General features: G+C 47.6%; 12 protein-coding genes. 6 read left to right on the forward strand and 6 right to left on the reverse strand.

What is annotated here, in order from left to right:
* Positions 1-78: 78 nt before the first annotated feature.
* Genes hemF through hemL form a run of 3 tightly spaced genes read left to right on the forward strand, consistent with a single transcriptional unit; the run spans position 79 to position 3,310 of the window.
* The gene (hemF, locus tag GA0116948_RS09115) at positions 79-990 is read left to right on the forward strand and encodes an oxygen-dependent coproporphyrinogen oxidase (RefSeq protein WP_089711313.1); all 912 of its coding nucleotides are present in this window, start codon (positions 79-81) and stop codon (positions 988-990) included.
* Positions 991-1,039: 49 nt separating this feature from the next.
* Positions 1,040-2,014: a porphobilinogen synthase gene (gene hemB, locus GA0116948_RS09120; RefSeq protein ID WP_089711315.1), complete on the forward strand. Its 975-nt coding sequence runs from the start codon at positions 1,040-1,042 to the stop codon at positions 2,012-2,014.
* 9 nt (positions 2,015-2,023) lie between these two features.
* Positions 2,024-3,310: a glutamate-1-semialdehyde 2,1-aminomutase gene (gene hemL, locus GA0116948_RS09125; RefSeq protein WP_089711317.1), complete on the forward strand. Its 1,287-nt coding sequence runs from the start codon at positions 2,024-2,026 to the stop codon at positions 3,308-3,310.
* 61 nt (positions 3,311-3,371) lie between these two features.
* Here hemL and GA0116948_RS09130 read toward each other — a convergent pair whose 3' ends face one another.
* Positions 3,372-4,169: an O-methyltransferase gene (locus GA0116948_RS09130; protein WP_240619191.1), complete on the reverse strand. Its 798-nt coding sequence runs from the start codon at positions 4,167-4,169 to the stop codon at positions 3,372-3,374.
* A gap of 290 nt (positions 4,170-4,459) precedes the next feature.
* Between GA0116948_RS09130 and GA0116948_RS09135 the strand changes: the two genes are divergently transcribed.
* Complete coding sequence (locus tag GA0116948_RS09135; protein ID WP_123891758.1) at positions 4,460-5,683, forward strand: hypothetical protein; 1,224 nt, start codon at positions 4,460-4,462, stop codon at positions 5,681-5,683.
* A 395-nt stretch (positions 5,684-6,078) separates the two neighbouring features.
* Complete coding sequence (locus tag GA0116948_RS09140; protein WP_089711324.1) at positions 6,079-7,038, forward strand: hydrogen peroxide-inducible genes activator; 960 nt, start codon at positions 6,079-6,081, stop codon at positions 7,036-7,038.
* Positions 7,039-7,116: 78 nt separating this feature from the next.
* On the opposite strand, the gene GA0116948_RS09145 is transcribed toward GA0116948_RS09140, so the two are convergent.
* From GA0116948_RS09145 to prmA, 3 genes are all read right to left on the reverse strand, one after another.
* The gene (locus GA0116948_RS09145; RefSeq protein WP_089711326.1) at positions 7,117-7,914 is read right to left on the reverse strand and encodes a M48 family metallopeptidase; all 798 of its coding nucleotides are present in this window, start codon (positions 7,912-7,914) and stop codon (positions 7,117-7,119) included.
* 194 nt (positions 7,915-8,108) lie between these two features.
* On the reverse strand, positions 8,109-8,765 hold the full coding sequence (gene plsY / locus GA0116948_RS09150) for a glycerol-3-phosphate 1-O-acyltransferase PlsY (RefSeq protein WP_089711328.1): 657 nt from the start codon (positions 8,763-8,765) through the stop codon (positions 8,109-8,111).
* 124 nt (positions 8,766-8,889) lie between these two features.
* Positions 8,890-9,753 (reverse strand): 50S ribosomal protein L11 methyltransferase, encoded by an 864-nt coding sequence (gene prmA, locus GA0116948_RS09155; protein WP_089711330.1) that lies wholly within the window; start codon positions 9,751-9,753, stop codon positions 8,890-8,892.
* 142 nt (positions 9,754-9,895) lie between these two features.
* Between prmA and GA0116948_RS09160 the strand changes: the two genes are divergently transcribed.
* On the forward strand, positions 9,896-10,495 hold the full coding sequence (locus tag GA0116948_RS09160; RefSeq protein ID WP_089711332.1) for a hypothetical protein: 600 nt from the start codon (positions 9,896-9,898) through the stop codon (positions 10,493-10,495).
* Positions 10,496-10,614: 119 nt separating this feature from the next.
* Here the strand turns inward: GA0116948_RS09160 and pnp are convergent, their stop codons facing one another.
* Together pnp and rpsO are read right to left on the reverse strand one after the other, a co-directional pair.
* Positions 10,615-13,017 carry a polyribonucleotide nucleotidyltransferase gene (gene pnp, locus GA0116948_RS09165; protein ID WP_089711334.1) on the reverse strand — a complete coding sequence of 801 codons (2,403 nt, stop codon included), beginning with the start codon at positions 13,015-13,017 and terminating at the stop codon, positions 10,615-10,617.
* An 86-nt stretch (positions 13,018-13,103) separates the two neighbouring features.
* Positions 13,104-13,376, reverse strand: a complete 273-nt coding sequence (rpsO, locus tag GA0116948_RS09170) for a 30S ribosomal protein S15 (protein ID WP_089711336.1) — start codon at positions 13,374-13,376, stop codon at positions 13,104-13,106.
* Between the last annotated feature and the right edge of the window lie 25 nt (positions 13,377-13,401).

Below are 13,401 nucleotides of genomic sequence, written 5' to 3' on the forward strand. Positions count from 1 at the left end.
AGCCAAACAGCGGATGGCAAATATACCAACACTTCCATCGCTGCACCTGGTATATAATACCTAACATTACCCGTTCACATGTCAGTAAAAAACGAATTCATCACCTTCATACATTCACTTCAAGACCGCATCTGTGCAGCGTTTGAGGAGATAGACGGCCAGGCGGCATTTCGCGAAGACGCCTGGGAGCGCCCGGGTGGCGGCGGCGGAAAAACCCGCGTGATCGCCGATGGGAAGGTGTTTGAAAAAGGCGGCGTAAGCACTTCCGTAGTACACGGCGAGCTGCCGGAAGCCATGGCCAGGCAATTTAATGTAACTGATTCCAATTTCCTGGCAGCCGGTATTTCCCTGGTTATGCACCCGCTCAATCCCTTTGTACCCACCGTACACGCCAATTTCCGCTACTTCGAACTGTATGATGCCAACGGCTTGCTAAAAGACAGTTGGTTTGGCGGCGGCGCCGACCTTACCCCTTACTACCTCGATGAAGGTGATGGCATTCACTTTCACCAAACCTTTAAAAACGCCTGCGATCCTTTCGGGACAGCCCTTTACCCGAAATACAAACAGGCCTGCGACGAGTATTTCATCAACAAACACCGGGGCAATGAAGCCCGGGGCATTGGTGGTATCTTCTTCGATTACCTGCGGCCCAACGATACTACAGACGCTCAGGCCCGCCTGGCATTCTCTAAAGCGAATGGAGAGGCCTTTCTGGAAGCTTATCTGCCTATTGTGCAGCGTACCAAAGACAAGGTATATACCCAGGCTCACCGCAACTGGCAGGCTTACCGGCGCGGGCGTTATGTGGAGTTTAATCTCATCCACGACCGGGGTACCTTGTTTGGCCTGAAAACCAACGGCCGCATTGAATCTATTTTAATGAGCCTGCCGCCACTGGCCCGTTGGGAATACGACTACCACCCACAGCCTGGTAGCCCAGAAGCCCAATTGGTGGCGTATTTACAACCACGTCAGTGGGCGCAATAATGCATTTTCCACAGCGGACAGCGAAAGCCGCCCGTGCAAAATATATATCATGATCAGACGTAACAGGATACTCAGAACATCACCCGCCATCCGTAGCATGGTGGCCGAAAATTTTTTGAAACCATCCGATTTTATTGCCCCACTATTTGTGACCGAAGGCAATCACGTAACAGAAGAAATTAGTTCTATGCCCGGCTCATTCCGCCGGTCTATCGATGGCACCATCACAGAAGTAAAAGAATTGTGGAGCCTGGGCGTTAAAAGCGTTTTACTCTTCATCAAATGTCCCGATGAACTGAAAGACAACAAAGGCACCGAAGCCGTAAATCCCGATGGACTCATGCAACGCAGCATCCGCGCCATTAAAGACGCGTTGCCGGAAATGATTGTGATGACAGACGTTGCACTAGACCCTTATTCTATTTACGGCCACGATGGCATCGTTGAAGGCGAAACCATCGTAAACGACGCCACCGTAGACGTGCTCACCCGCATGAGCCTCAGCCACGCACAGGCCGGCGCCGATTTTGTAGCCCCCAGCGATATGATGGACGGCCGCACCCTGGCCATCCGCCAAATATTGGAAGACCATCACTTCGTACATACCGGCATCATGGCCTACAGCGCCAAATATGCCTCCTGTTTTTACGGCCCCTTCCGCGATGCACTGGATTCCGCCCCCGGTTTCGGCGATAAAAAAACCTACCAGATGGACTACGCCAACAGCCGCGAAGCCATTAAGGAAACCCTTATGGATATTGAAGAAGGCGCCGATATCGTGATGGTAAAACCCGCTATGGCATACCTGGATATTATGCGCATCATTAAAGACCGCGTAAACGTACCCGTGAGCGCATATCATGTAAGCGGCGAATATGCCATGATTAAAGCAGCGGCACAACGGGGATGGCTAAACGAAGAAAAGGCATTCATTGAAAGCTTCACCAGCATGAAGCGCGCAGGTGCCGACCTGATCGCTACCTACTATGCCAAGGAAGCGGCTAAATTGATCAACAACTACTAACTTACCGCCATGTTCCAAAATAGCCAGACCTTATTCGAAAGAGCCCGCCAGGTAATACCCGGCGGAGTAAATTCCCCCGTACGCGCGTTTAAAGGCGTAGGAGGCAGCCCCGTGTTCATGCAATCGGCCAAAGGGGCCTATCTGCACGATGTAGATGGAAATACCTACCTGGATTACATCAACTCCTGGGGGCCCATGATACTGGGCCATGCCTACGAGCCAGTGCTGAAAGCCATACAGGAATATGCTACCTACTCCACTTCTTTCGGTACACCTACGGAACTGGAAATAAAAATGGCGGAGCTTATAGTAAGTATGGTGCCTAATATAGACATGGTGCGTATGGTAAATTCCGGTACCGAAGCCTGCATGTCTGCCCTGCGCATAGCACGTGGCTACACCGGCAAAAATAAGTTCATCAAGTTTGAGGGTAACTATCATGGGCATGCAGACAGCTTCCTTGTTAGCGCTGGTAGCGGCGTGGCTACGCTGGATATTCAGTCTATCCCCGGCGTTACACAGGCCGTGGCCAACGATACCCTTACCGCGCCGTACAACAACCTGCCCGCCGTACAACAATTGATAGAAGAAAATCCAGACAGTATTGCCGCTATCATCGTAGAGCCAGTGGCGGGCAATATGGGCTGCATTCTGCCTCAGCCGGGCTTCCTGGAAGGCCTTCGCACGCTATGTGATACCCATCACATCCTCCTTATTTTTGATGAAGTAATGACCGGTTTCCGCCTGGCAAGGGGCGGCGCGCAGGAACGCCTGGGCATCCGGGCCGACCTCCTCACCTTTGGTAAGATCATCGGCGGCGGCATGCCAGTTGGCGCATTTGCCGGACGCAAAGAAATCATGGAATGGGTAGCCCCGGTTGGAAAGGTATACCAGGCAGGTACCCTGAGCGGCAACCCCATCGCCATGATCGCTGGTTATACCATGCTCTCTACACTGGACCTGCACCCGGAAATTTATACACAACTGGAAGAAAAGTCTGCTTACCTGGTGCAAGGCCTCAAGCAAGTTTTTACCGAAGCCGGTATCGTACACCAGGTAAATCAGTTGGGCTCTATGATGAGCGTGCATTTTGCAGAATATCCCATCATTGATTTTACGGCGGCAGCGGGGGCCAACAATGAACTGTTTAAACTTTTCTTCCACGCTATGCTAGAACGCGGCGTGTACCTGCCACCTTCCGCATTTGAAAGCTGGTTTATTTCCAATGCACTGTCGCAGGAAGACTTGGACAAAACAATTGCCGCAGCCAAAGACAGCATGAAAGCCATCGCGTAATTACGCAAAACACCTATAAAAGTAGATCGCCCGCAACCTAGTGTCTGCGGGCGATCTGCGTTTAATATTTAAGCACGTAATGCTGCCTGGCCTTCATGTCTTTTTTGAAAAATACCAACCCTATAAAAAACAGGTCTATCGTAGTAGTCACCTGCGGGTGAGACTTGATGTAATCCCACGCTTTTTCCATATCTGCCGTCCAGTGAATATCGTCAAAGATAAGCACCGTATCGTCATGCACTTTGGGCAGGCATGCTTCGAAATAGGCCATAGTGGGCGCTGCGCGATGGTTGCCGTCAATAAATACCCAATCCAGCGAAGGAATGGTGTCCAGCACCTCGGGCAGCACGGTATCGAAATTGCCCGTTACCTGCCGGATGTTTTGCAGTCCCAGGCGGGCAAAGTTTTCTTTGGCTTTTTGCGTAATATTAGGACAACCCTCAATGGTAATTACAGTGGCGGCCGGGTTGGCGCTAGCCATATAAGCCGTACTGAGACCCATGGAAGTGCCTAGTTCCAGCAAATATTTGGGTTGAAAATAAGCCACGGCGCGGTAAAAGAATTGGCCAAATTTGGCCGGCTTGGCGGCATACTTTGTAATATCGCTGATACGGCGCACGTTGCCCCCCGCTACCTGGGAACCAGCGCCCAGGTCGGTTACGGTTACAGTTTCCTTGCTGGACAACAACGACTTACGCAAACCTTCTATCTGCCGGAAAGCCGCCTGGGGCTTGTGGTCCCGTAACAGCTTATCTGCAATGGCGTAAACAAAAGGCGAGTGTACCGAATGCCGATTACCTGCACCAAAACGGTACCGCAGGTATTTTTTAGCTAACTGCCATTGGTCTTTTCTATTCACGAACATTATGAATTAGTCCGCAATCTACGGATAGATTTATTCTTAATTACCTATAAAAAATTAACCTAACTCTATCCATAACAACTATTAGATATGTATTTTACACATTCATAAAATACATTATTATCTTTGCCCATCATCATTTTGGCATTATATTTTCTTTAAAAACATGTTAAAAAAGCTGACACACCATGCTTCATAAGCCGGAAACAAACCTACAAACACCCCTGCTAGATCACCCGCCTCAACAAGTGCCTTTTAGGGGTATATTTGTAAAAAAACTGCGGAACATGCGCTTTAAAAGCCTGCTTATTTTAAGCTTTATTTTTACAGGAGCCACTTTTACCGCTTACGCTCAAGATCCCGATGTACCCAAACCATTGGTATCAAAACAAGCACAAGATACTACCCTCCGGAAAATGATGGAGCAATTGCAACAGGTGCAGGACAACGACCGGCAAAACTCCAACGTTATCCAAAGCCTGTTGCAAGGACGCGAGGTAGACAACATCACCAAGTACGAGCTGATAAAAAATAACATTATCAATGCCAGCGAAACGTACTACCTGATGAATAAAAAAATCATTGACCTTAAATCCAGAACTACTACTAACAATTTAGATGTTTTCATCACTTCGCTCAATAACCCGGAGAGCAAAGCCCTTGGCTTTTCTTACAGCGACCGTATTTCTGAACTGGTTCAAAAAGTGATCCTCAAAGGCAAGACTGAGAAAAACGACCGTGGTGGCAAGATCATGGAATCTACCATGTCTATCATCAGCAGCCCTATTTTTCAGAGCTTCACCTCGCTGACCCCGCCCCTGGCCATTGCCAACTCGATCATGAACTTCCTGCACGCTGTAAGTGTGAACAACAAAGCCATCAGCAAAGAAGCCCTGGCCAGTTTTGAAAAGGAACTCAATAAATATGTGATCTACTACGCCGCCCTCAACGACGCTAATCAGAAATTTGAATATGGCCTGAACTTCAATAAAGATCAGTTAAACCTGCTGCAAGACAATCTCTACGATCACCTGATGTTCACCGCCAGCGTACTCAAATTTAAACTGCCGGAAAGAGGCAATAAATCCATCGGTGAAACACTAAACACCTTCTTTTTCGATTTCAAGAAAGACAAAGTGATCGACTTTTTCAGCGACCTGGAAACAAAATATACTGTGGGCAAAAAAATTGACTACGAAAAACTACTGCGCGAAAATCCTAACCTGAAGGAAGTGAATAACCAGATGGAAGACCTGGTGCTGCAAAGCAAGCGCTTTGAAAACCTGTACAACGAATATTTCACCCTGCTGGATTCTTATTACTCCAAGGTGAATATTTCCCTGAAACTGGCACAGGACAACGGTTTGAGCGATAAAAGCACCATCGAAACAAAACAAGCCGAGTTCCGCGACCTTAAAACAGAAGCGGTAAACGAAATACAAGCTTCTATCAACATTAAGGAACTGTACATTAATACGGATAAAATCAAATACCGCTACCGCGTATTATAGACCAATTGCATCAACCTGTTTACACCATAAAAACGGCGATGGTTTATACCGTTCGCCGTTTTTGTTGTATACCAGCACAAAAGCCTGCTGTATGCTGCTCCATGAAAGCCGCCTCTTCGCTTGCATTACACAGCCTGCAAAAAACTTGTACTCAAACCACAAAGCCCCAAAAAATAAGTCGTACCGGCTGCACTGAATAGCCGCTTTACAGCTACATGCACGGCAGCACAATAAGGTTCCGGGTAGTGTATAAAGCAAGAACAGAACCCCAGCATTTGCGCATCCTACTAGCCTTCCCATGCATTTTACGACACCTTGCCCATCTGTGTAATAATTTATAAGATATTGAATATTGATAGATTTTATCAATACCTTTGCATTGATAATTTTGGCCTATGACAACCGTACAATTGGAATACATCGTGGCAGTGGAGACATACCGGAGTTTTGTCGTAGCCGCAGAAAAGTGTTTTGTGACACAACCCACGCTGAGTATGCAAATACAAAAGCTGGAAGATGAATTGGGTATTAAAATATTTGATCGTAGCAAACTGCCCGTGGTGCCAACGGAAATTGGCAGTGCAATAGTAGCGCAGGGCCGCGTGATCATCAAGGAAAATGCCCGCATCCGGGAGATCATTTCCGATCAGAAAAAAGAGATACAGGGCAACCTGCGCGTAGGCATTATTCCTACCTTGGCGCCTTACCTGCTACCGCGTATTCTCACGGCTTTCATGAAAAAATATCCCAAAGTAAAATTGGAGATATGGGAATACCCCACCGAACAGATCGTACAACACTTGAAACAAGAGCTATTGGATTGCGGTGTACTGGCCACTCCCCTGCACAACCAGCATATCGAAGAGCATCAGCTATTTTACGAATCGTTTGTGGTATATACTTCCAAATCCAATAAGCTATTTGAGAAAAAAGTCATTAAACCAGAAGACCTGGATGTAAAAGAAGTATGGCTGCTCAACGAAGGACATTGCATGCGCAACCAGGTGCTCAATATATGCCGCGACAAATTCACCATGGGCGAATATAAAAACCTGGAGTATAACACCGGCAGCGTGGAAACCTTAAAACGCATGGTAGATCTGAATGAAGGCTTTACCATCCTGCCAGAACTTTCCTTGCAAGATCTTACCCAGCGCCAGCTCAGCATGGTACGATATTTCAAGTCGCCCGAACCTGTGCGCGAGATTAGCCTGGTAACTCACCGTTACTTCATTAAACAAGCACTGATCGAAGCCTTCAAAAAAGAAATCCTCTCCCAGATACCGGAGAAAATGAAAATACATAAACAACGCAAAGTAGTAGACATATTACCCGATAAAGTCCTCGAATCATAAAGTCGACATCACCCTGCCTATAAAAAACAATTCCCGCCATCCATAGGACTGCGGGAATTGTTTATGTGTGGTGAAAATTTACACTGGCTTTTTATAATACCGCATCGCTTCCGGCATTTCCCGCTGTAACTCCGCAATACGTCTATCATCGCTGGGGTGGGTACTTATTAACTCATTGGGCTTGGAACCAGATTGGGCCGCCATACGCTGCCAGAAAGGTATGGCCTGCTGCGGATCGTAACCCGCCATGGCCATGAATATAATTCCCAGGTGATCTGCCTCCAGCTCGTTCTGGCGGGAATAGGCCAATAACCCCAGTGGGCTAGCCACCCCATAAGATTGATTGAACAGGTTTTGTGCCACCGGGTTTCTATTCAATGCTACCGAACCAGCTATCTGTATTCCCTGCGCCACCAGGCCCTGGCTCATACGCTCGTTTCCATGCCGCGCAATGGCATGCGATATCTCATGCCCCAAAACACAGGCAAGTGCCGTTTCGTTCTGGGTAACTGGCAATAAGCCAGTGTACACCACCACTTTGCCGCCCGGCATACACCAGGCATTCACTTCCTTGCTACTTACCAGGTTAAACTCCCATTTGTAATCAGCAATCTGGGCCTGCAATCCCTGCTTGGTCATGTATTGGGTAACGGCATCGGCTATACGGCGACCTACCCGCTGCACCATCTGGGCATCGCCACTGGTACCGGAAGACACCGTTTTATTGGAGGATAAAAAAGTCTGGTATTCCTGGAGCGCCATCGTATTCATGGTGCTTTCCGGGATAAGGTTTAATTGCTTGCGACCGGTGATAGGAACCCGGGAACAGGCTGTTAGCATAAAAGCACCTGCAAGCAGGAGAGAATATTTTTTCATATATCAGTACAGTATAAATGATGTGTATACTATTGCAATGTTACTGCAAAGAACGCAAAATTTATGCCCTTCACGGTCAGCCATAAGCCGGTAATTTTTTAATAATATAAAAATTATAAAGCAGCACTGCACCCATATTACTCCATAAAAAAAGCCACCCCTTAGGATGGCTTTCCAATATTATTTCAGGTTGGTTATTCTTCATTATTTCGGCGAAACATGCTCCGGTTGCGGAACAAGGGCACCTTGTTTTCATTCCCGTTAAACAAGCGAACAATATTCTTCTGGTGGGTAAGAACCACCATCAGCGCCACGGCAATGGCAAATACGCGGTAATAAAGTTCCTGCTCATTAAAAATATACAGGATAAGTACCGGAAAAGCTATGCTGGCAATAATAGAACTGAGTGAAACATAACGGGTAAGGAACAAGATAAGCAGGAATACGCCTACACAACTAAGGGCTACCAAAGGCTGTATGGCCAATACCAGGCCAAACAGGGTGGCAATACCTTTACCGCCACGAAAACTTGCCCAGATAGGAAAAATATGCCCGATCACGGCTACCAGACCCAGGCCAATCTGAAAATTTACCAGCTCAGTGAGATGATCAGGATTATCGTAAAAATTGAGCATGTAGGAAAGCCTTACAGCCAACACGCCTTTCAGCATGTCTATCAGCATAACGAAACTGCCCGCCTTAGGACCCAGCACACGGAAAGTATTCGTAGCACCTGCATTTCCACTGCCATATTCCCGGATATCCATTCCGAATACACCCTTACTCACCCACACTGCTGTGGGAATAGAGCCAATCAAATAGGCACAGATCAATAGCAAGAATTCAGTCATCACGATAAGTTAGGTAACGAAGATAAGTAATAAAGTGTTAAAGGATTGTCAAAATATGACCTGGAAATAATCCAAAACTTAGTTAATCAAGGGATTTCATAGTATATATTTTTAATATTTCACATCAGGCCGCTACGAGTGCCATCGCCACCCAATTATCTTTTTCTACTTGTTGTTGCTGAATAAATCCGTGCTGTGCTGCCGATGCTAAAATTACAGGTATATCAGAAGTAAGTATGCCGCTCAGCAGCAGGGTGCCACCAGGTTGTAATAGGCGGCGCATTGCCCCCATGAACCCCAGTAAAATATTACGATTTATGTTCGCAAGCAATACCTCGTATGTGTCATTTATGCCATCCAGCGTATCGGCCTGATAGATGTTTATATGATAGCAGTCGTTGGCGGCTATATTTTCCCGCGTATTATTGACCGCCCATTCATCAATATCGATGGCATCTATGTGAGAAGCACCCAGCTTTTCCGCCAGGATGGCCAGTATGCCTGTACCCGTACCAAAATCAAACACCCGCTTACCGTCCAGCGGCAGTCCTTTCAATAGCCTGATCATAGAAAAGGTAGTGGCATGATGCCCGGTGCCAAATGACATTTTCGGCGTAATCACGATTTCATGGGTAGGAGGCGGCGCAAAAGGCGGATGAAAACCGGCACGGATACCGCAAAAATCGTCTACCAGCACCGGCTGAAAATTGCTTTCCCAAACAGCGTTCCAATTGGTATCGGCCATGCCTTCGGCCTGGTAAGCCATTCCATACTCTCCCAGTATTTCCTCCAATGCTTGGGCACTGTAATTATCAAAAGGAATAAAAGCGATCAACTCCTGCTCCTTTTCCTCAAACCCTTCGTAGCCAATATTCACCAGCCGGGCAATGAGAATTTCCGCCAGCTCAGCAGATTGATAAATGGTGACTGCCATGTATGTCATACCGGCAAATATAATGTTACCGGTTTGATTTTTAATGGCTTCCATAGGATAAAACGGTTTTTCTCAAAGATCGTTACGTAAACATTTGTCAGGATATGGCTTCAGCAATACACAGCATGCCTAACCCCAGCACCCTACAAACATAATCTAAATTTATTATATTTGTTCAAATTTTAATACATTCCCTATGAAAAAAAACCTGACGGCTTTGCTGCCGCTCCTGCTTTCCGCGCTGGCCGTGTTTGCCCAGCAGGATGAAGAAAAACCTAATATCATCAAAATCCAGCCACAACCTTTTGAGGATTCTATCGTGTATAAACGGGAAAATGCAGTGTTGTATATTGATCGACATGCATTGGACGATTACTTTAAAATGTTGGACACGGCCCTTCAACAACGGAAATACAGTCCTAAGGTTTACCAAAATGTGCAGTTTGCCCACCTCACCGAGCAGGATGTGCAAAATCACTACAGCCAGGCCATCGCCTTCTGGACTACCGTACCGGGCCAGCCCCTGGTTTATGATGTAAATAATTTCAACTATTTCTGGACAAATGGCCCCGGCATTTTACAACCTTATATCGATGAGATCCTGCCGCAACTGCTGCAACAGGGCAAGGTACACCTGGTTGAAAAAAATGTAAAGGCTCCGGTCACCAAGTACCTTTTTGCCAACCATGATATTAATGGCCGCAACTACCGTATTTACAAATTTGCAGACGGCAAAGAGATCCTGCGGGAACAGGATATTTACACAGAGCCAATAATCAACACTTCTAAAAAATAATTCATCAACTTATACGAATGCCCTGCAGATTATGCCTGCAGGGCTATTTTATGGAAGAGATGATGCAAAAAAAAGGCCCCGCTGTGTTGCAGCGGGGCCTTTGAAATGATATCAAAAAACTATTCGTCAAAGCTGGGACCATCAAACACCGGTCCATCCTGTTGCGCAGGCGCATCAGACGGACGGTTATTAAAACGGTCTTCGTTGGTCCGCGGACCGCGATCTTCTCTCGGTGCGCGATCATCCCTGCGATCTCCGCCGCGGAATCCACGGTCGTCCCGGCGATCTCCACCACGGCCACCGCGATCGTCACGGCCACCACGGCCACGATCATCACGGCGATCACCGCCACGGAAACCGCGATCACCACCCCGGTCGTCCCGCTCTTCGCGTTCTACATAACCTTCGGGTTTAGGCAATAATACCTTGCGGCTCAGTTTAAACTTACCGGTTTTAGGATCTGTTCCCACCAGCTTTACCTTGATCACATCACCTTCGTTCAGCACACCTTCAAGATCGTCCAGGCGTTTCCAGCTCACTTCGGAAATATGTAACAGGCCTTGTTTGCCTGGCATAAATTCTACGAAAGCACCATATGGCATGATCGATTTAACGGTAGACTCGTATGTTTCGCCTACTTCCGGAATGGCTACAATACCTTTCACCCATTCCAGGGCTTTTTGCAACCCTTCTGCCTGGGCGGAGAAGATGCTTACTTCGCCGGTTTCGCCTACTTCTTCTATATTGATCGTTGTACCGGTAGTACGCTGAATTTCTTGGATAATTTTTCCACCGGGCCCTATCACCGCGCCAATAAATTCGCGATCGATAACGATTTTCTCCATGCGAGGTGCATGCGGTTTGGGTTCCGTACGGGCTTTGTCTATACACTGGTACATGGCGTCTATAATATGCAGACGGCCACGTTGTGCTTGTTCCAATGCCGCGCGCATCACATCCATGCTCAGTCCATCTACTTTAATGTCCATCTGTATGCCGCAAATACCATCGCGGGTACCGGTTACTTTAAAGTCCATATCACCTAAGTGATCTTCATCGCCGAGAATGTCGGTGAGTACTGCCCATTTATTGTCCGAAGGACGGGCAATGAGCCCCATTGCCACACCACTCACGTGCTTGGGAAGGGGAACGCCGGCATCCATCAGTGCGAGCGAACCCGCACATACAGTGGCCATAGAAGAGGAACCGTTTGATTCGAGAATATCAGACACCACGCGCACCGTATAGGCGTAGTCGCTACCTGGCATCATCTGTTTCAGGGAACGCATGGCCAGGTTACCGTGGCCCACTTCGCGACGGCCAGGGCCGCGCATCATTTTCACTTCACCGGTAGAGAAAGGCGGGAAGTTATAGTGGAGGATAAATTTAGAATAGTTGGAAACGGCAGCGCTTTCTATCAGCAGCTCATCATCGCCGGTACCCAGGGTTACAGTGGTAAGCGACTGGGTTTCGCCGCGGGTGAACAGGGCGGCACCGTGCGGAGAAGGCAGGTAATCTACCTCCATCGCCAGCGGGCGTACTTCATCCAGGGCGCGGCCATCCAGGCGAACCTTGTCGTCCAGGATCATGTTGCGCACCACTTCTTTTTCCAGGTCGTGCAGGTATTCCTTTACCAGCGGTTTATCTTCTTCCGGCAGTTCTTCGCCCAGGAACACTTTCAGCTCTTCGCCGATAGCCTTGAAAGCATCGGTGCGCTCGTGTTTACCCAAAGCGGCTTTGGCCACCTTATAAATTTTATCCTTGGCAAAAGCGGTGATCTTCGCTTTCAGTTCTTCGTTTTTGTGAGGCGCTTCGATGGCACGTTTGGCAGGGCTGCCAACCAGGGCATGCAGCTCCTGCTGGGCTTTCACCTGAATTTTAATGGCTGCGTGTCCGGTTTCAATAGCGGCAATTAAATCCTCTTCCTGGCACTCTTTACTCTCCCCTTCCACCATCATAATATTCTTGTCGGTAGCGGCAATGATAAAGTCCATATCGGCAGTAGCCAACTGGCTGCGGTTCGGGTTTACTACCAGGGAACCGCCCACGCGGGCTACTCTCACTTCGGAAATAATTTCCTGGATGGGTACGTCGGAAACGGCCAGGGCAGCGGAAGCCGCCAGGCAAGCCAGCGCGTCGGGCATCACTTCAGGATCGGAAGAAATGAGGGTTACCAGCACCTGCACTTCGCAGAGATAATCATCCGGGAAAAGCGGGCGCAGGGCGCGGTCTATTAAACGGGAAATCAATACTTCAGAATCGGACAAACGACCTTCCCTTTTGAAAAAAGATCCGGGAATACGGCCTGCGGAGGCAAATTTCTCCATGTAATCCACTGTAAGCGGGAAAAACGATTGTCCGGGCTTTGGTTCTTTGGCAGCTACTACGGTAGCCAGCAAAATAGCGTTACCTAAACGAACGGTCACAGCTCCATCGGCCTGGCGGGCTAACTTGCCAGTTTCAATAGTCACTATACGACCGTCTCCTATATCGAACTTAACGGAAACAGGTGTTAGATTCATAAAATTTGGGAAATTAAAAAGGTCTACATAAAAAAACTATTCCCAACCGTAAAGAGTTGGGAATAGCGCTATACATCGGGTAATGATTACTTTCTGATACCTAATTTCTCGATCAGGGCACGGTAACCGGAGAGGTTAGTTTTAGACAGATAGGACAGGAGGCGTTTACGCTGACCTACCATTTTCATCAAACCACGGTTAGTGGAAAAATCTTTTTTGTTATTCTTCAGGTGAGCAGAAATGCTAGTGATACGCTCAGTCAATAAAGCGATCTGCGCTTCGATAGAGCCGGTATTTTTCTCACTTCCACCGAATTCCTTAAAAATATTAGCTTTCTTTTCAACAGTTAAATAAGACATCTTAGAAATAAATGAATTTTATTAA

The organism is Chitinophaga costaii (assembly GCF_900094705.1).
GTDB classification, from domain to species: domain Bacteria; phylum Bacteroidota; class Bacteroidia; order Chitinophagales; family Chitinophagaceae; genus Chitinophaga; species Chitinophaga costaii.